Genomic DNA, 22,253 nt, shown 5'->3' with positions numbered 1-22,253 from the left:
CAAGGTTCGGCGCTAAACTGCCTGCCCCGAACGCCACGGCCAAGTGAGGCTTACGCATGCAGTATCGCGATTTGCGCGACTTTATCAGCGGCCTGGAACAGCGCGGTGAACTCAAGCGCATCCAGGTTCCAGTGTCCCCTGTGCTGGAAATGACCGAGGTCTGCGATCGCACGCTGCGCGCCAAGGGCCCGGCACTGTTGTTCGAAAATCCTACTGGCTACGATATCCCGGTGCTCGGCAACCTGTTTGGCACGCCCGAGCGCGTGGCCCTGGGCATGGGCGCCGAGGCGGTCAGCGAGCTGCGCGAAATCGGCAAGCTGCTGGCGTTCCTCAAGGAGCCCGAGCCGCCGAAAGGCCTCAAGGATGCATGGTCGAAGCTACCGATCTTCCGCAAGATCATTTCCATGGCGCCGAAGGTGGTCAAGGACGCGATCTGCCAGGAAGTGGTCATCGAAGGCGATGACGTCGATCTGGCCATGCTGCCGGTGCAGACCTGCTGGCCGGGCGACGTCGGGCCGCTGATCACCTGGGGCCTGACCGTGACCAAGGGTCCGAACAAGGACCGGCAGAACCTCGGCATCTACCGCCAGCAAGTGATTGGTCGCAACAAAGTGATCATGCGCTGGTTGAGCCATCGTGGCGGCGCGCTCGATTATCGCGAGTGGTGCGAGAAGCATCCGGGGCAACCGTTTCCGGTGTCCGTGGCGCTGGGCGCCGACCCTGCGACCATCCTTGGCGCGGTGACGCCGGTACCGGACAGCCTGTCCGAATACGCCTTCGCCGGTCTGCTGCGCGGTAACCGTACCGAGCTGGTGAAGTGCCGTGGCAACGATTTGCAGGTTCCGGCCACCGCCGAAATCATCCTTGAAGGGGTGATTCATCCTGGGGAGATGGCCGACGAGGGGCCGTATGGCGACCATACTGGCTACTACAACGAAGTCGACAGCTTCCCGGTGTTCACTGTCGAGCGCATCACCCATCGCATCAAACCGATCTACCACAGCACTTACACCGGCCGTCCACCGGATGAGCCGGCGATTCTCGGCGTGGCCCTGAACGAAGTGTTCGTGCCGATCCTGCAGAAGCAGTTCCCGGAAATCACTGACTTCTACCTGCCGCCCGAGGGCTGCTCGTACCGGATGGCCGTGGTCACCATGAAAAAGCAGTACCCAGGCCACGCCAAGCGGGTAATGCTGGGTGTCTGGTCGTTTTTGCGACAGTTCATGTACACCAAGTTCGTTATCGTCACCGACGACGATATCAACGCCCGCGACTGGAACGACGTGATCTGGGCCATCACCACGCGCATGGATCCCAAGCGCGACACGGTGATGATCGATAACACGCCGATCGACTACCTCGACTTCGCCTCGCCGATTTCCGGCCTGGGCTCGAAGATGGGGCTCGATGCCACGCACAAGTGGCCCGGTGAAACCACGCGCGAGTGGGGGCGGGTGATCGTCAAGGATGAGGCGGTGACGCGCCGGATCGATGCCATCTGGAATCAGTTAGGAATAGATTGATGCGTGTAACCTTGCAGCCGTCCGGAGCAGTGCTTGAGATACAGCCCGGCGAGCGAATTCTCGATGGCGCGCGACGCCTGGGTTATGACTGCCCGCAAAGCTGCCGCAACGGCAACTGCCATGTGTGCGCGGCGTTATTGGTCGAAGGCCGGGTCGAACAGACTGGTGAGGTGCGCGACCACGGTGAGTTCTACACTTGCATAGCAGCGCCGCTGGAAGACTGCATCGTGTTGTGGGATGGCGTTCTTGCGCTGGGAGAACTGCCGGTGCGCAGTCTGTCGTGTCAGGTCATCGAATGTCTGGACGTTGGCGGCGACACCTGGCGGGTCCGCCTGCGGGCGCCGGCGGGCAAGCCGCCGCGCTATCACGCCGGGCAGTACTTGATGATCGAACGCGAGAATGGCGAAAAATCCGCCTTCTCCCTGGCCTCCGCTCCGCATTCCGGACGTGACCTGGAAATCCACGTGCTGGCTCGCGAGGCCAGCGCCCGGAGCCTGATCGAACAACTGCAACGCAACGGCATGGCGCGCATCGAAATGCCTTTTGGCGATACCCACCTCGCCGAATTACCGGACGGTCCGCTGGTGTTGATCGCGGCAGGTACCGGGATGGGCCAGATCCACAGCCTGCTTGAACACTGCCGGGCCAAGGGCTTCAAGCATCCCGTGCATCTGTATTGGGGCGTGCGTCGGCCGGAAGATTTCTACCAGATGGAGCACTGGGACGAATGGCAGAAATTGCCCAATCTGTTCCTGCATCAGGTGGTCAGTGATTTGTGTGGCTGGGAAGGGCGCTGTGGCATGTTGCACGAAGCGGTGTGCCAGGACTTCCCCGATCTCAAGCCGCTGCATGTGTATGCCAGCGGTTCACCGGCGATGGTCTACGGCACGCTGGACGCCCTGGTCGAAGCCGGCATGGATGCCCACCAAATGCGCGCCGACGTATTTGCATACGCGCCTCGATCTTGATCCTCGATCTTGATCCTCGATCGTGATCCCCGATCGTGATCCCGTCTAAAACCGCACCCCGGTGGTAATCATCGCCGCGTTGAAGCCGAGCAAAACCAGCTCGGCTGATACCGGTCCGTAGTAAGTGCCCAGGGAGGGAATGACGACCGGTGCAACGCCGTATCGGTTGAGCGGGATCTTGTTCTGGTACTTGCCGTGATAACCCTCCAGTAGTCCTCCGGTGAGCTTCACGTAGAGCGGATAGTCCGCACTGTCGTAGCGTTTGCCGCCATAGGCGTAATAGGCTCGCTGGTCGAACGAGTTGAGGAAGGTCGCGCCGCCCAGCAGCCAGCCGGAGGCATCGTGGTACTCCAGGCCAAGCAACTGCTGGTGATTGTTGTGCTCGGGGTCTGGGGAAAAGTGTCGGGTATAGACACTGGTTTGCAGATACCAGGTCCCTTGCTCGTCATCTTGCGCCCAGGCGTGGGTTGTATAGGTGAACGCCAGAAGCAGGCAGATCCAGGATTTTTTCATCGTTGGTTCCTTCAACGCGATAAGGCTGGCGTTGTGACCGGCCTTTATACGGGACTGCTCCTGTTGCCAAGCTGAACGTGCTGGCGGTTGTCGTAGTGCGAATAGCTTATGGTTAGTACATAAAGATATTTAAGCGGCGTTGCAAATGACGTTAGGCTATATATCGCTGACTTATTGAATATTTATCCGGGAAAGTTCTGAGTTCTTAGTAAGTTGCGAGCGGTAGTTAGAGCTTTACGTTCAATTGAGCTAAAGTTACTTACATCTCGCAACAACTGTGGGGGCGATTGTTTCTATCATGACAGCCATTGAATCCGACTTTCTCAAAGTGGCTTATCCTCCGCGGCTTGATCTGGGTGCGCAATTGACGCGCGAGCAGTTGCTCAACTCGATGCAATCCACCATGGCTCTGCACAAAGGCGGGCCGGTCTGGTTGTTCGCCTATGGCTCGTTGATCTGGCGTCCGGAATGCTCGGCGGTCGAACGTGTGCGCGGGCGGGTGCATGGCTACCACCGTGGCCTGTACCTGTGGTCCCACGAGCATCGCGGCACGCCGGAGTTGCCGGGGCTGGTATTTGGCCTGGACCGTGGCGGCTCGTGCAGCGGGTTTGCCTATCGCTTGCCTGAGGAACAACTGGAAGCCTCGCTGTACGCCCTGTGGCAGCGCGAAATGCCGGTTCCTTCCTATCGCCCGCACTGGCTCAACTGCCGGCTCGAGGATGGAAGCAAGGTTCAGGCATTGGGCTTTGTCCTGGAGCGACACCTGCCCAGCTATGCCGGAAATTTGCCGGATCATGTGCTCAGCCAGGTCTTTGAAAGCGCCTGCGGGCGCTATGGGACGACGCGCGATTACGTCGAGCAAACGGTCAGCGCTCTGCGTAGCCACGCCATGCCGGACCGCAATCTGGAGGCGCGGCTCAAGCGCTGTGGCACAGCCCGGGATCACGCGGATGCGCCGCGGCACTGAAGCCGGCATCCGTTGCTCATCAATCAGTCGCCGCTGTAGGAATTGAAGTGCAACTTTTTGCGACGCTTCCCGCAAGGCTCTCGGAAATGCCGGGATAGGGCTTTTACAACGCTGTCCGTACCCTTTTGCATCAGTGCCAAACCCGGCACCGGAATGCGGAGGGCGGTATGCGTTGGCTTGGTTTGTTTTTGATGTTGTGTGTGGCGGGCGAAGGTTTGGCCGCAGAAATCTTCCTGGTGGCGGAGTACAGTCCAAAACCGATTTATCCCAGTGCGCTGCACAGGGCAGGGGTGACAGGCGATGTAAAAGTCAGCTTGACCGTGCATGCCGATGGTTCGGTGAGCAAGGTCCGCGTCCTGCAAAGTGACCATCCCGGTCTGGCGGACGCGGCGAAGGAGGCGACAGAGCAGTGGCGGTTCAAGCCCTGGACGGTAGATGCCGAAAAGCTGGCGGTAGTGGAGTTGATAGCGCCCATCCAGTTCCGCCTGGATGACCCAATTGATGCCCATGCGTGGCTCAAGGAGGTGAAATGCCGCGAGATCAACCGCAGCTTTGTCCGCTTCGCAGAATTCAACTGGGTCGATCTGACGGCGTTTCGCTACACCCGCGCGTATCTGACGAACGGGGTATTCCATCACCAATGGTCGAACGAGGAGCGCCTGGCTCTGATTGCCAAGTTGAACCGGCAGGCGCCCTACATTGCCCGAGAGTGCCTGAACAGCCCCCACTCGCGTTTCAAACGATTTCTGCCTGAGGAAATTCGCAAGCTCCTCTAGCGAACCTGCACCACCACCTTGCCCACCGCCTTGCGCTGACCCAGGTCGTTGATCGCCTGGGCGGCGTTGTCCAGCGGATAGACCTGCGACACCAGTGGCTTCAACTTGCCCTCACCGAACCAGGCGAACAATTGCTGGAAGTTGGCGGCGTTGTCCTGCGGTTGGCGCTGGGCGAAGGAGCCCCAGAACACTCCAACTACGGCGGCGCCCTTGAGCAGTGCGAGGTTGACCGGCAGTTCGGGGATACGTCCGCTGGCAAAGCCCACCACCAACAGGCGGCCGTTCCAGGCGATGGCGCGGATGGCCTGATCGAACAGGTCGCCGCCGACCGGGTCGTAGATCACATCGGCGCCCTGGCCGTCGGTCAGGCGCTTGATTTCGTCCTTGAGGCTGGTTTCGCTGTAGTTGATCAACTCATCGGCGCCGGCGGCCTTGGCTACCGCCAGTTTCTCGCTGCTGCTGGCGGCAGCAATCACCCGGGCGCCCATGGCTTTGCCGATTTCCACTGCGGCCAGGCCGACGCCGCCGGAGGCGCCCAGTACCAGCAGGGTTTCTCCCGGCTGCAGGTTGCCGCGTTGTTTCAGCGCGTGCATCGAGGTGCCGTAGGTCATGCTGAACGCTGCAGCGGTATTGAAATCCATCGACGACGGGATTGGCAGGACGTTATAGCCCGGTACCGCGACCTGCTCGGCAAAGCTGCCCCAGCCGGTCAGCGCCATGACCCGGTCGCCCACCCTGAGGTGACTGACCTTTTCCCCCACTGCGTTGACCACGCCTGCCGCTTCACCGCCCGGTGAAAATGGGAAGGGCGGCTTGAACTGGTATTTGCCCTCGATGATCAGCGTGTCCGGGAAGTTGACCCCGGCGGCATGCACCTCCAGCAGGATTTCGTTCTTCTTCGCGACAGGACTGGCGACGTCTTCCAGCACCAGCGATTCGGCAGGGCCGAAGGCTTTGCACAGCACGGCTTTCATCAGGGCTATTCCTTTGGGAGTGATGGCCGATAAGTGTAGGTGTGTGAGTCAACGGGTCAACGAGCATGCCCCACCCTGATAGTCGGCCATAAGCTTTGCGCTTGGGCTGGCGTGGGTGGATCGCTATGCTAGGCCGCCAACCGGATAAGGAGCGAATTGTGAAAGCGTGGATCATGTTGATGCTGGCCCTGTCTCTGCCTATGGCAGCACTGGGCGAAGAAGCCAAAGAGGGTGCGGCGCCGAAAGTCAGCTACATCAGCCTGAGCCCGCCGTTCGTGGGCAATTACGGCCTGGACGGCACGCCCAAGCTCAAGGTCTACAAGGCCGACGTGGCGTTGCGTGTCACCGGCGATGAGGCGGCCAAGGCGGTCAAGGCCAATGAGCCGTTGATCCGTAATCAACTGGTCGCGCTGTTCAACCAGCAGACCAGCGAAACCATGAACAACGTCGAAGCCAAGGAAAAACTGCGCCAGGAAGCCCTGAAGCAGACCCAGCAGGTCATGAACGACGAAACCGGCAAGCCGATGGTCGAGGATCTGTTGTTCAACAACCTGATCATTCAGTAAGGGCCGACGGGCGCTAATGCTCCATCAGCGCAATGCAAGTACGGCAGCCCATTGCTCGGCGGTGACCGGCATCACCGAAAGCCGGCTGCCTTTCTGCACCAGGGGCATCTGTTCCAGGGCACTTTGTTGCTTCAGGTAGTCGAGCCTGAGCACCTTGGGAAAGGTTTCCACGTGCGCGACGTTGATCGCACTCCAAGGGTTCTTTTCAGCGTTGGCCTTGGGGTCGAAGTAGTGGCTCTCGGGCTCCAGCGCCGTCGGGTCCGGGTAGGCGGCTTCGATGATCCGCCCGATCCCGGCGATACCCGGCTCGGGGCAGCTTGAGTGATAAAAGAAAAACTCGTCACCCACCGCCATGGCTCGCAGGAAATTCCGTGCCTGGTAGTTGCGAACCCCGTCCCAACGGGCTTCGCCGAGCTTTTCCAGGCCTTTGATTGAGAGCTCGTCGGGCTCGGATTTCATCAGCCAATAGGTCATCTTTTATGCTCCAAAAGAAGGGGGCGCGAAGGATAAGGGTAAATATATGACAAACCGACGGTCGGTTGACGCCAGTGTTTGCGTGTCGCCTCACGTTACCGCAAAATGCCGGACTTTTAAGCAAGACGCGGCAAGCACGGCCTGGAATGGACACGGCTGCTGACATCGTGTGTGACACGCCTTGAGGGGGGCAATCGATGCAACGCAAGCCGGATTTACTCTGGGTACTGGTGATCGTGTTTGGTCTGGGTGTGGTGACGACCGGTTACGCACAGAGCCTGTGGGCCAACAAGACCGATGCACCGATCGAAGTCGCGCAACAGATCCAGCCCTTCAAGCGCTAAGGTTCAAGTGTCAAGGATCGCCGGGTCGGCAACGTACCACTGGCGATCGGTCACCGTGCCTTGCAGCGGCACATCCCAACTGGCTTGTGCCAGCTTCCCGACTTTCTGACATTCGTGGGCCAGGCCCATCAGCGTCGGCTTGCGCCAGCTTTTGCGGCGCTCCAGATACGCCAGGCTGCGGTCATAGAAACCGCCGCCCATGCCCAGGCGCCCACCGTCCTCGTCAAAACCGACCAGCGGCAACAGCACCAGGTCCAGTGTCCAGACCTTGCGCTGGCGCGCCGGGTTGACTCGCGGCTCGAGAATGCGAAAACGGTTGGGCTGCAGTTTTTCGCCGGGACGAATGCGCTGGAAGACCATTTTGGTCCGAGGCCAGGCGCTGAGCACCGGCAGGTAGGTGGCCTTGCCCCGGCGCTGGGCGGCGCGCAGCAGCAGGCGCGGATCGATTTCACCGTCGGTGGGCAGGTACAGGGATATGTGTCTGGCCCGGCGAAACAACGGATGTTGCGCCAGTTGTCGATACAGCCCGCGGGCGGCCTGCTGTTGCTGGCGGCCGGTCAGTGCGCGGCGGGCCTTGCGCAACTGGCGTCGAAGTTGCGGGCGGGAAAGCGGCGCAGGTTCGGTCATCGTCTTGGGCTGTTCGAGTGTCGAATACGCCAGAAGGGCGTGATCGTAAAAAGCCGATGCCAGTATGAACTGGCATCGGCTTGAATCAGGCTCCCCGGATGAACCGCTGCTGACTTAGCCCTTGAACCCGAAAGTTCAAGGTGGAAGATGCAGTAGGCTTTAAGGCTTTCCGTCTAGCGGACATGCACACCAGCCCAACGTGCAACCTCCAGGGTAGTGCGAATCGGCTCAGGGACATCGTCAACTGGCAAGCACCCCAGGGAGTGGCGCGAGTATACCGCAACCACCCCAAGGAATCAGCTTTTGCCTACATCCTGATCGGACGCGAGCACCAGGTCGACGCGATCGAGCAGATCACGCACCTGCTCGCGAGTCGAGCCGCTGGCCTGCACGTCCGGTCGTTCCTGGCTGTGCAGCAGGTCATGGGTGATGTTCAAGGCGGCCATCACGGCAATGCGATCGGCGCCGATGACTTTGCCGCTGCTGCGGATTTCGCGCATCTTGCCGTCCAGGTAGCGGGCGGCGCTCACCAGGTTGCTGCGTTCTTCCTGGGGGCAGATGATCGAATACTCTTTATCGAGGATCTGCACGGTGACGCTATTGCTTGAACTCATGAGTCTTGCTCCAGGGCCTTGAGGCGCGAAATCATCGATTCGACCTTACGCCGGGCGATTTCATTTTTTTCAATGAGGTGCGCGCGTTCCTCGCGCCAGGTTTTTTCCTGAGCTAGTAAGAGTCCGTTTTGACTCTTTAGTTGCTCGACTCGGGTAATTAACAACTCGAGTCTGGCCATCAGCGCTTGCAGGTCGTCGTCTTCCATTGTCTTCACTGTCTGATGGGGGGCGGACTTCAGGCGCGATCTCGCACCGCGTGGTGTCAGATGCTCGGCGTTAACATCGCGAGCAGGCTCGCTCCTACAGGGGAGTCGATGTAGGATACAAGGCCTTCATTCTAGACATAGCGCCGCTTGGCGCCTAGCTACCCATGCCCATTCAGAATTCTCCGTACCAAGCCTTTGCCACCCTGCTGCAAACCAGCGGCCATCCTGTCTCGCCTGCCGAACTGCACGGCCTGTTGCTCGGCCGCAGCTGCGCCGGCGCCGGCTTTGATGCCGAAGGCTGGCTGATCGATGCCGCCGAACTGCTCGAAAGCGAGCCGCATGACAATGTCCGCAACGCCCTGATCGGCCTGCAGGAGATGGTCAAGGGCGAGCTGACCGGCGAAGACATGACCGTGGTCCTGCTGTTGCCAACCGACGATGCGCCGCTCACTGAGCGTGCAGCCGCGCTGGGCGAGTGGTGCCAGGGTTTCCTCAGCGGTTTTGGCCTGAACTGCCGTGACAGCAGCATGCTGAGTACCGAAGCCACCGAAGTGTTGCAGGACCTTTCGGCCATTTCCCAGGTCCAGGACGCTCTGGAAGAGTCCGACGACGGCGAAAACGACTATATGGAAGTCATGGAGTACCTGCGGGTCGCCCCATTGCTGCTGTTTACCGAGACCAAAAAAGCCGCCGAACCGGCTGCTGCCAAGCCATCGCTGCATTAATCCATTGCTGGAAAGGGACGCCCATCTGCCCATGATTCATATCCCGAAATCGGAATACACCCGCCGCCGCAAGGCGCTGATGGCGCAGATGGAACCCAACAGCATCGCAATCCTGCCGGCCGCCGCCGTGGCGATCCGCAACCGTGACGTCGAGCACGTCTACCGCCAGGACAGCGATTTCCAATACCTCAGCGGTTTCCCGGAGCCTCAGGCAGTCATTGTCCTGATCCCTGGGCGCGAGCACGGCGAGTACATCCTGTTCTGTCGCGAGCGCAATGCCGAGCGCGAACTTTGGGATGGCCTGCGTGCCGGCCAGGAAGGCGCGATTCGCGATTTCGGTGCTGATGATGCCTTTCCGATTACCGATATCGACGACATTCTCCCCGGCCTGATCGAAGGCCGTGACCGGGTGTACTCGGCGATGGGCAGTAACGCGGAATTCGACCGGCACCTGATGGAGTGGATCAACGTGATTCGCTCCAAGGCGCACCTCGGCGCCCAGCCGCCGAACGAATTCGTTGCTCTGGATCATCTGTTGCACGACATGCGCCTGTATAAATCGGCGGCAGAGGTCAAGGTGATGCGCGAAGCCGCGCGGATTTCCGCCCAGGCCCATATCCGGGCGATGCAAGCGAGCCGAGTGGGCTTGCACGAGTTCAGCCTTGAAGCCGAGCTGGATTACGAGTTCCGCAAGGGTGGGGCAAAAATGCCGGCCTATGGCTCGATCGTCGCCGCCGGGCGCAACAGTTGCATCCTGCACTACCAACAGAATGACGCGCAGCTCAAGGACGGCGACCTGGTCCTGATCGACGCCGGCTGCGAGATCGACTGTTACGCCAGCGATATCACACGCACCTGGCCGGTCAACGGCAAGTTTTCGGCGGAGCAGAAGGCGATCTATGAGCTGGTTCTGGCCGCGCAGGAAGCCGCGTTCGCACAGATTGCGCCGAACAAGCACTGGAATCAGGCACACGAAGCCACGGTGCAAGTGATCACCGCCGGTCTGGTCGAGCTGGGATTGCTGCAAGGTGAGGTCGACGAGTTGATAGCCAGCGAAGCCTACAAGGCGTTCTACATGCATCGCGCCGGACATTGGCTGGGCATGGATGTGCACGATGTCGGCGAGTACAAGGTCGGCGGGGAGTGGCGGGTGCTGGAAGTCGGCATGGCCCTGACCGTCGAGCCGGGGATTTACATCGCTGCGGACAATCAGAACGTAGCGAAGAAATGGCGCGGCATTGGCGTGCGCATCGAGGATGACGTGGTAGTGACCAAGCAAGGCTGTGAAATCCTGACCCATGGCGTGCCGAAGACGGTCGCCGAGATCGAGACGTTGATGGCCGCTGCCCGGACCCAGGTCGCATGAGCCGGGTCAATCTGGCAATCATCGGTGGCGGGCTGGTCGGCGCCAGTCTGGCGTTAGCCTTGCAGGCGGGCGCCAAGGCGCGCGGCTGGAAGATCGTGCTGATCGAACCCTTCGCTCCCGGTGACAGCTATCAACCGAGTTACGACGCGCGTTCTTCGGCGTTGTCCTACGGCGCGCAGCAGATTTACCAGCGCCTGGGTCTGTGGCAGGCGATTTCGCGGCGTGCTGAGCCGATCAAGCAGATTCATGTGTCTGACCGTGGACGTTTTTCCACCGCCCGTCTGTCGGCGATGGAAGAGGGCGTACCGGCCCTCGGCTACGTGGTGGAAAACGCCTGGCTGGGCCAATGCCTGTGGCAGGGCCTGGACAAGGACGTGATCAGTTGGCGTTGCCCGGCCGAGGTCACGCGCATGGAGCCGCTGGAAGACGGCTATCGGTTGACCCTCAATGATGAAACCAGTCTCGAGTGCGACCTGGCGGTTTTGGCCGACGGCGGCCGTTCCGGCTTGCGTGAGCAGTTGGGCATTGGCGTCAAGTCGCGTCCGTATAACCAGAGCGCCTTGATCGCCAACATCACCCCCAGTGAAGCGCACAACGGCATGGCCTTCGAACGCTTCACCGATGACGGTCCGATGGCCTTGTTGCCGTTGCCGGAAAATCGCTGCGCGCTGGTCTGGACCCGCCTGGGCATGGATGCGCAACGCCTGGCGGCACTGGATGAGCGCAGTTTCCTCAGTGAGTTGCAGGGCGTGTTCGGGTACCGCCTGGGTACGCTCAAGCAGGTCGGCGCACGGCATTTGTATCCGCTGTCGCTGATCGAGGCCGAGGAACAGGTGCGTCCGCATCTGGCGGTGTTGGGCAATGCCGCCCACAGCCTGCATCCGATTGCCGGGCAAGGCTTCAACCTGTCCTTGCGCGACGCCCTGGCCCTGGCTGAGGCCTTGCTCGCCAGTGACAACATGCCGGGTGATTTCGCTACCCTGCAGGCTTATCGCGAGCGCCAACGCCTCGACCAGAACCTCACCGTCGGCTTCTCCGATCAGGTCACGCGGCTGTTCGGCAGCTCCCAGCCGCTGGTTTCCCTGGGGCGCAATATCGGCCTGTTGGGCCTCGACTTGTTGCCACCGGCCAAACGCTGGTTCGCCCGGCAGGCCATGGGCCTGGGGACGCGTCCGGATGTTTGAGTGGTTGACCCGCAAAGTCGGCAAGGCACGGTTGATGCGCATCCTGATGTGCTTTTACCCGCCCTATATCGGTGCCGGCGTGCGCGTGCGGCAGATCAGCGACGACTTTCGCGATGTCCAGGTGAGCATGGGGCTGGGCTGGTACAACCGTAATTACGTGGGCACCCAGTTCGGTGGCAGCCTGTATTCGATGATCGACCCGTTTTTCATGCTGATGCTCATGGAAAACCTCGGGCGCGACTACATCGTCTGGGACAAGTCGGCCGATATCGACTTCATTTCCCCTGGCAAGGGGCCGGTATTCGCCCGTTTTCGCATCGATCAGGGGCTGCTCGACGAAGTGCGCGAGCACACCGCCAATGGCGAAAAGTACCTGCCGCAATTGCGGATCGATATTCACGACGGCGCTGGCACCCTGGTTGCCCGGGTCGAGAAAACCCTTTACGTGCGGCTCAAGCCGCAAGCGAGACAGGCTTAAAGCATGGACATGCGCGCAGATCTGCTGATTGTCGGGGCTGGAATGGTCGGCAGTGCCCTGGCACTGGCGCTACAGGACAGTGGCCTGGAAGTGTTGCTGCTCGACGGCAGCCCGATGAGCGTCAAACCCTTTGATGCGCAATCGGCCTTCGAACCGCGGGTCAGTGCGTTGTCCGTCGCCAGCCAGCGGATTCTCGAGCGTCTGGGCGTCTGGGACGGTGTGCTCAAGCGGCGCAGCAGTCCGTACTCCGACATGCAGGTGTGGGACGGCAGCGGCACCGGTCAGATTCACTTTTCGGCGGCCAGCGTGCACGCCGAGACACTGGGGTATATCGTCGAGAATCGGGTGGTTCAGGACGCTTTGCTCGAGCGCCTGCATGATTGCGACCTGGGTCTACTGGCCAATGCGCGGCTGGAGCAGATGCGCCGCTCCGGCGATGACTGGCTGCTGACCCTGGCCGATGGCCGCACCCTGCGTGCCCCGCTGGTGATTGCCGCCGACGGCGCTAACTCGGCGGTGCGCCGCCTCACCGGGGTGGCCACCCGGGAGTGGGATTATCTACACCATGCAATCGTCACCAGCGTGCGCAGCTCCCAACCGCACCAGATGACCGCCTGGCAGCGTTTCACCGACGACGGCCCGTTGGCGTTCCTGCCGCTGGAGCGCGACGGTCAGCACGACTGGTGTTCGATTGTCTGGTCGACGACGCCCGAACAGGCGCAACGCCTGATGACGCTGGACGAAGAAGCATTTTGCGCAGAACTGGAGCGTGCCTTCGAAGGGCGCCTTGGTCGCGTGCTCGGCGCTGATCCACGGCTCTGCGTGCCGTTGCGCCAGCGACATGCCAAGCGCTACGTGGCAGAGGGGCTGGCGCTGATCGGCGACGCCGCGCATACCATTCACCCCCTTGCTGGGCAGGGCGTCAACCTCGGTTTCCTCGACGCCGCGGTGCTGGCCGAAGTGCTGCTGCAAGCCGCCGGCCGTGGCGAGCGGCTGGCGGAGGTGAAGGTGCTCAGTCGCTACGAGCGGCGGCGCATGCCGCACAACCTGGCGTTGATGGCGGCGATGGAAGGATTCGAGCGTTTGTTCCAGGCCGATCCCTTGCCGGTGCGCTGGTTGCGCAACAGCGGCTTGAAAATGGTCGATCAGATGCCCGAGGCCAAGGCGCTGTTTGTGCGTCAGGCCCTGGGTTTGAGCGGCGATCTGCCGGAGCTGGCCAAGGCATGAGGGCGCCGCGCAACATCTGGTAACTTGTGCGGCGGAGGGATCGGTTGAGCTGGTAAATGTGAGTCCTTATCATTTCGGCTCATTTTTGCTATCGAGAGACCGCTCCCATGTTGGCACCGAAGCGTCTACTGACCGCCCTTGCCCTGACCCTGATTGGCACCACGGCACAGGCTGCCGACGAGGTGGTGGTCTACTCCTCGCGCATCGACGAGCTGATCAAACCGGTCTTCGATGCCTACACCGAGAAAACCGGTGTCAAAGTGAAGTTCATCACCGACAAGGAAGCGCCGCTGATGCAGCGCATCAAGGCCGAAGGTGAGAACGCCACCGCCGACCTGCTGCTGACCGTCGACGCCGGCAACCTCTGGCAGGCCGAGCAAATGGGTATCCTGCAGCCGTTCACCTCGAAAACCATCGATGCCAATATTCCCCAGCAATACCGCGCCAAATCCCATGCCTGGACCGGCCTGAGCCTGCGTGCCCGGACCTTGGTGTACTCCACCGACCGGGTCAAGCCGAGTGAACTGACCACTTACGAAGCCCTGGCCGACAAACAGTGGGAAGGCCGCCTGTGCCTGCGCACGGCGAAGAAGGTCTACAACCAGTCGCTGACCGCCACGCTGATCGAAACCCATGGCGAAGCCAAGACTGAAGCGATCATCAAGGGTTGGGTAAATAACCTGGCCACCGACGTGTTCTCCGATGACAACGCCGTGATGCAGGCGATCGCCGCCGGGCAGTGCGACGTCGGTATCGTCAACACTTACTACTACGGCCGCCTGCACCAGCAGAACCCGAATCTGCCGGTCAAACTGTTCTGGCCGAACCAGGCTGACCGTGGCGTGCACGTCAATCTGTCAGGCATCGGCCTGACCAAATACGCACCGCACCCGGAAGCCGCCAAGGCGCTGGTGGAGTGGATGACCACGCCTGAGGCGCAAAAGATCTTTGCCGACGTCAACCAGGAATTTCCAGCTAACCCAAGCGTGAAACCGTCGGCCGAAGTGGCCGCCTGGGGTCAGTTCGTCCCGGACGCCCTGCCGGTTGAAGTGGCGGGCAAGCGTCAGGCCGAGGCCATTCGCTTGATGGACCGTGCTGGCTGGAATTGAGTCAGCCGGTATACTGCGCCCCGCACTAGCGGGGCGTTTTGTTTGGGCGCCTGTCTTCTTCATCCCCGTGCTGCCTGTTTCCTCTGCTTGAGATCTCGCCCTGTGGCCCATCCCGCCCAACGCCGCTGGTATCCGCTGGTTTTCGCCGTCGCCGCCCTGGTTCTGCTGCCGCTGAGCGTCCTGTTGCTGTCGTGGCAATCCGTCGATGCGCAGATCTGGTCGCACCTGTGGGACACCCAGATGCCACGCCTGCTGGGCAACACTCTGACCCTGATCCTCGGGGTCGGCGTCGGCGTGACCTTGCTGGGCGTGAGCCTGGCCTGGCTCACCAGCCTGTGCGAGTTTCCCGGGCGACGCTGGCTGGATTGGGCGCTGATGCTGCCTTTTGCGATTCCGGCCTATGTCCTGGCGTTCGTGTTCGTCGGCCTGCTGGACTTCTCCGGCCCGGTGCAAAGCCTGCTGCGCGAATGGTTCGGCAGCGGCTTGCGCCTGCCTCGGGTGCGCTCCACGGGCGGGGTGATCCTGGTCCTGGTGCTGGTGTTCTATCCCTACGTCTACTTGCTGGCGCGAACTGCATTTCTGGCTCAGGGTAAGGGGCTGATGGAAGCGGCGCGGGTGCTCGGGCAATCGCCATGGCAGGCGTTCTGGCGTGTGGCCCTGCCCATGGCGCGCCCGGCCATCGGTGCCGGTGTGGCCCTGGCGCTAATGGAGACTCTGGCGGATTTCGGTGCGGTGTCGGTGTTCAACTTCGACACCTTTACCACAGCAATCTACAAGACCTGGTACGGCTTCTTCAGCCTGTCCAGCGCCGCCCAATTGGCCAGCCTGTTGCTGCTGGTGGTGATGGTGCTGCTGTACGGCGAGCGACGCGCCCGTGGCGCCAGTCGCGCGAGCAATGAGCGGCCGCGTGGCAAGGCGCTGTATCACTTGCGTGGGTTCAAGGCGCTGGCGGCGAGCACTTGGTGCGGCCTGGTGTTCGCCTGCGCGTTCGTGATCCCGTTGCTGCAGTTGCTGGCGTGGTTCTGGCAGCGTGGCCGTTTCGACCTCGACGAGCGCTACTCCGCGCTGATCCTGCACACCTTGTACCTGGGCGCCATGGCGGCGCTGATCACCGTCAGCGTGGCTATGGTCCTGGCGTTCGCCCGCCGCCTGGCGCCGACCCGGGCCATTCGCTCCGGGATCAGCGTGGCGAATATCGGCTATGCCTTGCCGGGATCGGTGCTGGCGGTGTCGATCATGCTGGCGTTCAGTTATTTGGACCGCGAGCTGGTGGTGCCCTTGTCGAGCTGGCTGGGTGGGGCCGGCAAGCCGTTGCTGCTGGGTAGCGTGGCAGCCTTGTTGCTGGCCTATCTGGTGCGGTTTATTGCGGTGGCCTACGGACCGCTGGAAAACAGCCTGGCGCGGATTCGTCCATCCTTGCCCGAAGCCGCCCGCAGCCTGGGAGTGAGTGGCCCGCGACTGTTTTTCAAAGTGTATCTGCCATTGCTGCTGCCCGGGACCCTTAGCGCGGCGCTGCTGGTGTTCGTCGATGTGCTCAAGGAAATGCCCGCCACCCTGCTGATGCGCCCGTTCGGCTGGGACACGCTGGCCGTTCGGATCTTCGAAATGACCAGCGAAGGGGAGTGGGCGCGCGCCTCCTTGCCGGCCTTGACCCTGATCCTGGTGGGACTGTTGCCGGTCATTGGCTTGATCCGCCGTTCGGCTCATCGCATCGGTTAGGTGCCAGTACTACACCTTGCGGCTACAATGCGCGGCATTCGGTGCGGATCGTCCTTCAGACCGGGTAGCTGAAATTGGCTGAAAGCCTTCTATTCTGAGGCTTTCACCCCGATAGCACCTGTTCGCACCTTCGCCACGCCCGGAAGGAGAAACCCATGGGACAGCGTACGCCTCTGTATGACCTTCATCTCGCCCTCGGCGCGAAGATGGTCGATTTTGGCGGTTGGGATATGCCACTGCATTACGGCTCGCAGGTCGAGGAACACCATCAGGTGCGCCGCGATTGCGGGGTGTTCGATGTTTCCCATATGACCGTGATCGATGTCAGCGGCCCACAGGCCAAGGCCTGGCTCCAGTATCTGCTGGCCAATGATGTCGAGCGCCTGCACAGCAACGGCCGTGCCCTGTACAGCGCCATGCTCAATGAGCGTGGTGGCATCGTCGACGACATGATCGTCTATCGCCAGGAAGACGGTTACCGCCTGGTGGTGAACGCCGCCACCCGTGATCAGGACCTGGCCTGGATGCAGGCGCAGATCGGCCAGTTCCAGGTACACCTGCACGAGCGCCGCGACCTGGCAATGCTGGCGATCCAGGGGCCGCATGCCCGGCAGAAAATTGCCGAGCTGGTCAGCCAGTCCCGTGGCGTCCTGATCCAGCAACTCAAGCCTTTTGAAGGTCAATACGACGGCGACTGGTTCATTGCCCGTACCGGCTACACCGGCGAGGACGGCCTGGAAATTGCCATGCCGGCCGATCAGGCCCAGGCGTTCTTCAACGACCTGGTCGGCGCCGGGATCTCGCCCATCGGCCTCGGCGCCCGCGACACCTTGCGCCTGGAGGCTGGAATGAACCTCTACGGCCAAGACATTCATCAGGATGTTTCACCGCTGGCCTCGAACATGGCCTGGAGCATTGCCTGGGATCCCGCCGCTCGTCCGTTCATCGGCCGGGTCGCACTGGAAGCCGAGCGTACGGCTGGCGTACAGCACAAACTGGTCGGCCTGGTGCTCGAAGAGCGCGGGGTTTTACGTGCGCACCAAGTGGTGCGCATCGCTGATGTTGGCGAAGGAGAGATCACCAGTGGTAGTTTCTCTCCTACGCTAAGCAAATCGATTGCCCTGGCGCGATTGCCGATGGCAACCGCCGACCGCGCAGAAGTGGAAATCCGTGGCAAGTGGTACCCGGTTCGGGTGGTAAAACCGACCTTCGTGCGGCATGGCAAAACCTTGATCTAACCATTTCCGGCGGGCCAGCACCGCTGACATTTCTTCTTGAGGACACAGAACATGAGCGATATCCCTGCCGACCTGCGTTTTGCCGAAAGTCACGAATGGGCGCGCCTGGAAGCGGATGGCACTGTCACGGTAGGCATCAGCGATCACGCTCAGGAGGCGTTGGGCGACGTGGTGTTTGTCGAACTGACTGAAGTGGGCAATGTATTCGGCGCTGGCGACCAGGCCGGTGTGGTGGAGTCGGTCAAGGCCGCTTCGGACATCTACTCGCCAGTTGCCGGTGAAGTGATCGCCGTCAATGAAGATCTGAGCGCCAGTCCAGAGTTGCTCAACTCCGAGCCTTACGGCGCCTGGATCTTCAAGCTCAAGCCAAGCAACCCGGCCGACCTGGAAAAACTCCTCGACGCCGCCGGCTACAAGGCCGCTATCGGCGAGTGATGCGCACGCAGGAGCCGCTCAGTCGGCTCCTGCGCCAACCTCCATCAGCGCTGCAGTACGGTTTTTACCGCTGCCACCACCCGCTCGACATCGCCCGAGTTCATGGTCGAAAACATCGGCAACGACACGATCAGCCGGCCAACACGCTCGGCCACCGGGAACATCCCCTCCTTGAACCCGCGTTCGCGGTACAGACTCAGCAGATGAATCGGCGGGTAGTGATAGCCGATGCCAATTCCCAGCTCCTGCATTTTCTCCATGAAGGTGGCGCGTGCCGGTAGACCATCGGTGCGTTCAGGCAGGACCAATTGGAACAGGTGCCAGTTACTTTGGGTGAAGTCCGCCGGCGGCAACTGTGCACCGTAACGGGCCTCGAAATCGTCGCCGAAGCACTCAAAGTAATGTTTGGCCAGCATCCGGCGCTGGGCGGTGATCGCCTCTATCCCGGCAAACTGACCCAGGCCGATGGCGGCAGCGATGTCGGTCATATTGAATTTGCCGCCCAGCACGTCGACATCCAGGCCGTCGAAGCCGCTACGGGTCACCCCTTGCAGGCGGTACTTTTCTGCCAGTCGCGCCTCTTCAGGCGTGTTGAGGACCAGGCAGCCGCCTTCCGAGCAGGTGACATTCTTGTTCGCCTGGAAACTGAACGAAATGAAATCCCCGGTGGCTCCGATCCGGTGCCCGTTCCAGCTGGAACCCAGCGCCTGGGCGGCGTCCTCGATCACCCGCAGGCCATGCTTGCGGGCAATCGCGTACAGGCGCGCCATGTCCACCGGTAAACCGGCCAGATACACGGGAATGATGGCTTTGGTGCACGGGGTGATCGCGGCTTCCAGTTGGTCCAAATCGATGTTGCGGGTGATCGGGTCGATATCGGCAAACACCGGCGTCGCCCCGACTTCGAGGATCACGTTGGCGGTTGCCACCCAGGAGATGGGCGTGGTGATCACCTCGTCACCGGCACCGATACCGGCAATGCGCAGGGCGATTTCCATGGTGCAGGTGCCGGAATTGAAAGTGCGCACCGGGCGGCCGCCGAAAAACTCGGAGAGTTGCGCTTCAAAGGCCTGGACCTTGGGCCCGCTGGTGATCCAGCCGGAGCGCAGGACATCGCCGACCGCGCTGATGGTGGCTTCATCGATGACAGGTTTGGAAAACGGCAGAAAAGGCAGTTGGCTCATGACGATCAGGGCACCTGATGGGCGGACGTAGGCGAGACGCGCAACAGAATGGCTCCGATTGGCCGAAGACACCATACCCTGCGCACAGGGCAGCTATGCTGCCTGAACCGAGTTGAACAGACGCTGAGCGCCAATCAAGAGAGAGCCCGTCATGTCCCAAATGCCCAGCTTGAGCCAGTTACGCGACCCCAATGCCTTCCTGCGCCGCCACCTGGGGCCGGACGCCACTGAACAACAGGCGATGCTCGACAGCCTGGGGCTCGGCAGCCGGGTCGAATTGATCGAGCAGACAGTGCCGCCGGGCATTCGCTTCAATCGTGCGCTGGAACTGCCGCCGGCGTTGGACGAAGAGGCGGCGCTTGCAAAGCTGCGCGGCTATGCCGAGCAGAACCAGGTCTGGACCAGCCTTATCGGCATGGGCTATCACGGGACCCTGACGCCAGCGGTGATCCTGCGAAACGTGCTGGAAAACCCCGGTTGGTACACCGCCTACACCCCCTATCAGCCGGAAATTGCCCAGGGCCGGCTCGAAGCCCTGCTCAATTTCCAGCAATTGACCATCGATTTGACCGGCCTGGATCTGGCCAATGCTTCGCTGCTCGATGAGGCGACGGCCGCCGCGGAAGCCATGGCGCTGGCCAAGCGGGTGGCGAAGTCCAAAAGCAATCTGTTCTTCGTCGATGAGAACTGTCACCCGCAAACCATTTCCGTGGTGCAAACCCGGGCTCAGGGTTTCGGTTTCGAATTGATCGTCGACGCTGTGGATAACTTGCCGCAGCACCAGGTGTTCGGTGCGCTGTTGCAGTATCCCGATACCCACGGCGAGATCCGCGACCTGCGGCCGCTGATTGATCACCTGCACGCCCAGCAGGCACTGGCTTGCGTCGCGGCTGACCTGCTCAGCCTGTTGTTGCTGACGCCGCCTGGTGAAATGGGCGCCGACGTGGTGTTCGGTTCGTCTCAGCGTTTCGGCGTGCCGATGGGCTATGGCGGCCCGCATGCGGCGTTTTTTGCCAGTCGTGAGGAGTACAAGCGGGCGATTCCCGGGCGGATCATTGGTGTCTCGAAAGATGCCCGTGGCAATGTCGCCCTGCGCATGGCTCTGCAAACCCGCGAGCAGCATATTCGCCGCGAGAAGGCCAACTCGAACATCTGCACGGCTCAGGTGCTGCTGGCCAACATCGCCAGCTTCTACGCGGTCTACCACGGCCCGCAGGGGCTCAAGTGCATTGCGCAAAGGGTGCACCGGCTGACCTGCATCCTCGCCGCCGGCCTTGAGCGCAACGGTATTACGCGCCTCAACCAGCAGTTCTTCGACACCTTGACCCTCGAGGTGGGCGGCAGTCAGACCGCCATTATTGAAACCGCCAAGGCGGCGCAGATCAACCTGCGGATACTGGGCCGGGGCCAGGTCGGCCTGAGTCTTGACGAGAGCTGTGACGAACGCACCGTGGCCAAGCTGTTCGACGTGTTCCTGGGGGCTGACCACGGGCTGGAGGTCGCCGAGCTGGATGACGAGCCGCTGGCGTCCGGGATTCCGGCCAGCCTGCTGCGCAGCAGCACGTACCTGCGCCATCCGGTGTTCAACGCCCATCACAGTGAAACCGAGATGCTGCGCTACCTCAAACAGTTGGAGAACAAGGACCTGGCGCTCAACCAGTCGATGATCCCGCTGGGCTCCTGCACCATGAAACTCAATGCCACCGCCGAAATGATCCCGATCACCTGGCCGGGCTTCGCCAACCTGCACCCCTTTGCGCCGAAGGAGCAGGCGACGGGCTATGGCTTGATGATCAGTGAGCTGGAGAGCTGGTTGTGCGCGATCACCGGATTCGACGCGATCTGCATGCAGCCCAACTCCGGGGCTCAGGGCGAATACGCCGGGCTGCTGGCGATCAGCAAGTACCACGCGAGCCGTCAGCAAGGTGCGCGGGATATTTGCCTGATCCCGGCATCGGCCCACGGCACCAACCCGGCTTCGGCGCAAATGGCCGGGATGCGGGTAGTGATTGTCGAGTGCGACGAGGCCGGCAACGTCGATCTGGAAGACCTGAAAACCAAGGCCGCGACGGCGGGGGACAAACTGGCCTGCCTGATGGCGACTTACCCTTCGACCCACGGTGTGTACGAAGAGGGCATCAGCGAGATCTGCGAAGTTATCCACAGTCATGGTGGTCAGGTGTACATGGATGGCGCCAACCTCAACGCCCAGGTCGGCCTGGCGCGGCCGGCGGACATCGGTGCCGACGTCTCACACATGAATCTGCACAAGACCTTTTGCATTCCCCACGGCGGTGGCGGGCCAGGGATGGGGCCGATCGGAGTTCGCGCTCATCTTGCGCCGTTCGTCGCCAATCATCCGGTAGTGCCGCTGGACGGGCCGGATCCGCAGAACGGTGCGGTCAGCGCCGCGCCCTGGGGCAGTGCCAGTATTTTGCCGATCAGCTGGATGTACATCGCCATGATGGGCCCGCAACTGGCGGATGCCAGCGAGGTGGCGATCCTATCCGCCAACTACCTGGCCGAACAGTTGTCCGGCGCATTTCCGGTGCTGTTCAGCGGGCGCAACGGGCGGGTGGCCCATGAATGCATCCTCGACCTCCGGCCGCTGAAGGCGCTGACCGGGATCACTGAGGAAGACGTGGCCAAACGCCTGATGGATTACGGCTTCCACGCGCCCACCATGTCGTTTCCGGTGGCCGGTACCTTGATGGTCGAGCCGACTGAAAGTGAGTCCAAGGCGGAACTGGACCGCTTTATCAATGCGATGTTGAGCATTCGCGCGGAAATCAGCGAGGTGCAGAACGGCACCTGGCCGGCCGATGACAATCCGCTGAAACGCTCGCCCCATACCCTGGCGGATATCACGGGGGTCTGGGATAGGCCCTACAGCATCGAGCAGGCCGTGACGCCGGACGCCCACACTCGGGCGCACAAGTACTGGCCGACGGTGAATCGGGTGGACAATGTGTATGGCGATCGGAATTTGTACTGTGCGTGTGTGCCGGTGGATGAATATCGCTGAAGGAATGGCAC

23 protein-coding genes and 1 other RNA gene are annotated in these 22,253 nt (G+C 61.6%); 16 read left to right on the top strand and 8 right to left on the bottom strand.

Features of this window, described 5'->3' with window-relative positions; all coding sequences use genetic code 11:
• Positions 1–56: 56 nt before the first annotated feature.
• Together ubiD and KW062_RS28515 are read left to right on the top strand one after the other, a co-directional pair.
• A complete protein-coding gene (ubiD, locus tag KW062_RS28520) occupies positions 57–1,523 on the top strand; it encodes a 4-hydroxy-3-polyprenylbenzoate decarboxylase (RefSeq protein WP_105753602.1) in 1,467 nt (488 codons plus the stop codon).
• On the top strand, positions 1,523–2,491 hold the full coding sequence (locus KW062_RS28515; RefSeq protein ID WP_027616889.1) for a CDP-6-deoxy-delta-3,4-glucoseen reductase: 969 nt from the start codon (positions 1,523–1,525) through the stop codon (positions 2,489–2,491). Before ubiD ends, KW062_RS28515 begins: the two co-directional genes overlap by 1 nt.
• A gap of 45 nt (positions 2,492–2,536) precedes the next feature.
• On the opposite strand, the gene KW062_RS28510 is transcribed toward KW062_RS28515, so the two are convergent.
• Positions 2,537–3,004, bottom strand: coding sequence for a hypothetical protein (locus KW062_RS28510; RefSeq protein ID WP_027616890.1), 468 nt, complete (start codon positions 3,002–3,004; stop codon positions 2,537–2,539).
• A 298-nt stretch (positions 3,005–3,302) separates the two neighbouring features.
• On the opposite strand from KW062_RS28510, the gene KW062_RS28505 reads away from it, so the two are divergent.
• Positions 3,303–3,971, top strand: coding sequence for a gamma-glutamylcyclotransferase (locus tag KW062_RS28505; RefSeq protein WP_027616891.1), 669 nt, complete (start codon positions 3,303–3,305; stop codon positions 3,969–3,971).
• Positions 3,972–4,138: 167 nt separating this feature from the next.
• The gene (locus KW062_RS28500) at positions 4,139–4,747 is read left to right on the top strand and encodes an energy transducer TonB (RefSeq protein WP_105753603.1); all 609 of its coding nucleotides are present in this window, start codon (positions 4,139–4,141) and stop codon (positions 4,745–4,747) included.
• Here KW062_RS28500 and KW062_RS28495 read toward each other — a convergent pair.
• Positions 4,744–5,721, bottom strand: coding sequence for an NADPH:quinone oxidoreductase family protein (locus KW062_RS28495; RefSeq protein ID WP_105753604.1), 978 nt, complete (start codon positions 5,719–5,721; stop codon positions 4,744–4,746). The two genes, KW062_RS28500 and KW062_RS28495, sit on opposite strands and share 4 nt — an antisense overlap.
• 158 nt (positions 5,722–5,879) lie before the next feature.
• Between KW062_RS28495 and KW062_RS28490 the strand changes: the two genes are divergently transcribed.
• The gene (locus KW062_RS28490) at positions 5,880–6,287 is read left to right on the top strand and encodes a flagellar basal body-associated protein FliL (protein WP_105753605.1); all 408 of its coding nucleotides are present in this window, start codon (positions 5,880–5,882) and stop codon (positions 6,285–6,287) included.
• A gap of 24 nt (positions 6,288–6,311) precedes the next feature.
• Here KW062_RS28490 and KW062_RS28485 read toward each other — a convergent pair whose 3' ends face one another.
• Positions 6,312–6,761, bottom strand: coding sequence for an EVE domain-containing protein (locus KW062_RS28485; RefSeq protein ID WP_105753606.1), 450 nt, complete (start codon positions 6,759–6,761; stop codon positions 6,312–6,314).
• A 197-nt stretch (positions 6,762–6,958) separates the two neighbouring features.
• Here KW062_RS28485 and KW062_RS28480 point away from each other — a divergent pair, with 197 nt between their 5' ends.
• On the top strand, positions 6,959–7,105 hold the full coding sequence (locus tag KW062_RS28480; protein WP_177327211.1) for a hypothetical protein: 147 nt from the start codon (positions 6,959–6,961) through the stop codon (positions 7,103–7,105).
• A 3-nt stretch (positions 7,106–7,108) separates the two neighbouring features.
• Here KW062_RS28480 and KW062_RS28475 read toward each other — a convergent pair whose 3' ends face one another.
• The 4 genes from KW062_RS28475 to KW062_RS28460 form a co-directional block, all read right to left on the bottom strand.
• Positions 7,109–7,732 carry a 5-formyltetrahydrofolate cyclo-ligase gene (locus KW062_RS28475; RefSeq protein WP_027616896.1) on the bottom strand — a complete coding sequence of 208 codons (624 nt, stop codon included), beginning with the start codon at positions 7,730–7,732 and terminating at the stop codon, positions 7,109–7,111.
• Between the two features lie 87 nt (positions 7,733–7,819).
• Positions 7,820–7,998, bottom strand: a non-coding RNA gene (gene ssrS, locus KW062_RS28470) — 6S RNA.
• A gap of 30 nt (positions 7,999–8,028) precedes the next feature.
• Positions 8,029–8,346, bottom strand: a complete 318-nt coding sequence (locus tag KW062_RS28465) for a cell division protein ZapA (protein ID WP_027616897.1) — start codon at positions 8,344–8,346, stop codon at positions 8,029–8,031.
• Positions 8,343–8,552 (bottom strand): TIGR02449 family protein, encoded by a 210-nt coding sequence (locus tag KW062_RS28460; protein ID WP_027616898.1) that lies wholly within the window; start codon positions 8,550–8,552, stop codon positions 8,343–8,345. The genes KW062_RS28465 and KW062_RS28460 overlap by 4 nt, the downstream gene beginning before the upstream one ends.
• A 164-nt stretch (positions 8,553–8,716) precedes the next feature.
• On the opposite strand from KW062_RS28460, the gene KW062_RS28455 reads away from it, so the two are divergent.
• The 9 genes from KW062_RS28455 to gcvH all read left to right on the top strand — a co-directional run bounded on the left by KW062_RS28455 (position 8,717) and on the right by gcvH (position 18,033).
• Positions 8,717–9,277, top strand: a complete 561-nt coding sequence (locus KW062_RS28455) for a YecA/YgfB family protein (protein ID WP_027616899.1) — start codon at positions 8,717–8,719, stop codon at positions 9,275–9,277.
• A 31-nt stretch (positions 9,278–9,308) separates the two neighbouring features.
• Complete coding sequence (gene pepP / locus KW062_RS28450; RefSeq protein WP_105753607.1) at positions 9,309–10,643, top strand: Xaa-Pro aminopeptidase; 1,335 nt, start codon at positions 9,309–9,311, stop codon at positions 10,641–10,643.
• The gene (gene ubiH, locus KW062_RS28445; protein ID WP_105753608.1) at positions 10,640–11,827 is read left to right on the top strand and encodes a 2-octaprenyl-6-methoxyphenyl hydroxylase; all 1,188 of its coding nucleotides are present in this window, start codon (positions 10,640–10,642) and stop codon (positions 11,825–11,827) included. Before pepP ends, ubiH begins: the two co-directional genes overlap by 4 nt.
• Positions 11,820–12,305, top strand: a complete 486-nt coding sequence (locus KW062_RS28440; protein WP_027616902.1) for a DUF4442 domain-containing protein — start codon at positions 11,820–11,822, stop codon at positions 12,303–12,305. Before ubiH ends, KW062_RS28440 begins: the two co-directional genes overlap by 8 nt.
• A gap of 9 nt (positions 12,306–12,314) precedes the next feature.
• Positions 12,315–13,532, top strand: coding sequence for a 2-octaprenyl-3-methyl-6-methoxy-1,4-benzoquinol hydroxylase (locus KW062_RS28435; RefSeq protein WP_177433236.1), 1,218 nt, complete (start codon positions 12,315–12,317; stop codon positions 13,530–13,532).
• Positions 13,533–13,639: 107 nt separating this feature from the next.
• The gene (locus KW062_RS28430; RefSeq protein WP_027616904.1) at positions 13,640–14,641 is read left to right on the top strand and encodes an extracellular solute-binding protein; all 1,002 of its coding nucleotides are present in this window, start codon (positions 13,640–13,642) and stop codon (positions 14,639–14,641) included.
• Positions 14,642–14,743: 102 nt separating this feature from the next.
• On the top strand, positions 14,744–16,360 hold the full coding sequence (locus KW062_RS28425) for an ABC transporter permease (protein WP_027616905.1): 1,617 nt from the start codon (positions 14,744–14,746) through the stop codon (positions 16,358–16,360).
• 155 nt (positions 16,361–16,515) lie between these two features.
• The gene (gcvT, locus tag KW062_RS28420) at positions 16,516–17,598 is read left to right on the top strand and encodes a glycine cleavage system aminomethyltransferase GcvT (RefSeq protein ID WP_105753610.1); all 1,083 of its coding nucleotides are present in this window, start codon (positions 16,516–16,518) and stop codon (positions 17,596–17,598) included.
• 51 nt (positions 17,599–17,649) lie between these two features.
• Positions 17,650–18,033: a glycine cleavage system protein GcvH gene (gene gcvH, locus KW062_RS28415; protein ID WP_105753611.1), complete on the top strand. Its 384-nt coding sequence runs from the start codon at positions 17,650–17,652 to the stop codon at positions 18,031–18,033.
• 44 nt (positions 18,034–18,077) lie between these two features.
• Here the strand turns inward: gcvH and KW062_RS28410 are convergent, their stop codons facing one another.
• Positions 18,078–19,217 (bottom strand): DegT/DnrJ/EryC1/StrS family aminotransferase, encoded by a 1,140-nt coding sequence (locus KW062_RS28410; protein WP_105753612.1) that lies wholly within the window; start codon positions 19,215–19,217, stop codon positions 18,078–18,080.
• Between the two features lie 151 nt (positions 19,218–19,368).
• Here KW062_RS28410 and gcvP point away from each other — a divergent pair, with 151 nt between their 5' ends.
• Positions 19,369–22,242, top strand: a complete 2,874-nt coding sequence (gcvP, locus tag KW062_RS28405; RefSeq protein ID WP_105753613.1) for an aminomethyl-transferring glycine dehydrogenase — start codon at positions 19,369–19,371, stop codon at positions 22,240–22,242.
• The last annotated feature ends 11 nt before the right edge of the window (positions 22,243–22,253 follow it).

This window comes from Pseudomonas fluorescens (assembly GCF_019212185.1).
GTDB lineage: Bacteria > Pseudomonadota > Gammaproteobacteria > Pseudomonadales > Pseudomonadaceae > Aquipseudomonas.
This window is presented reverse-complemented; position numbering and strand designations above follow the sequence as displayed.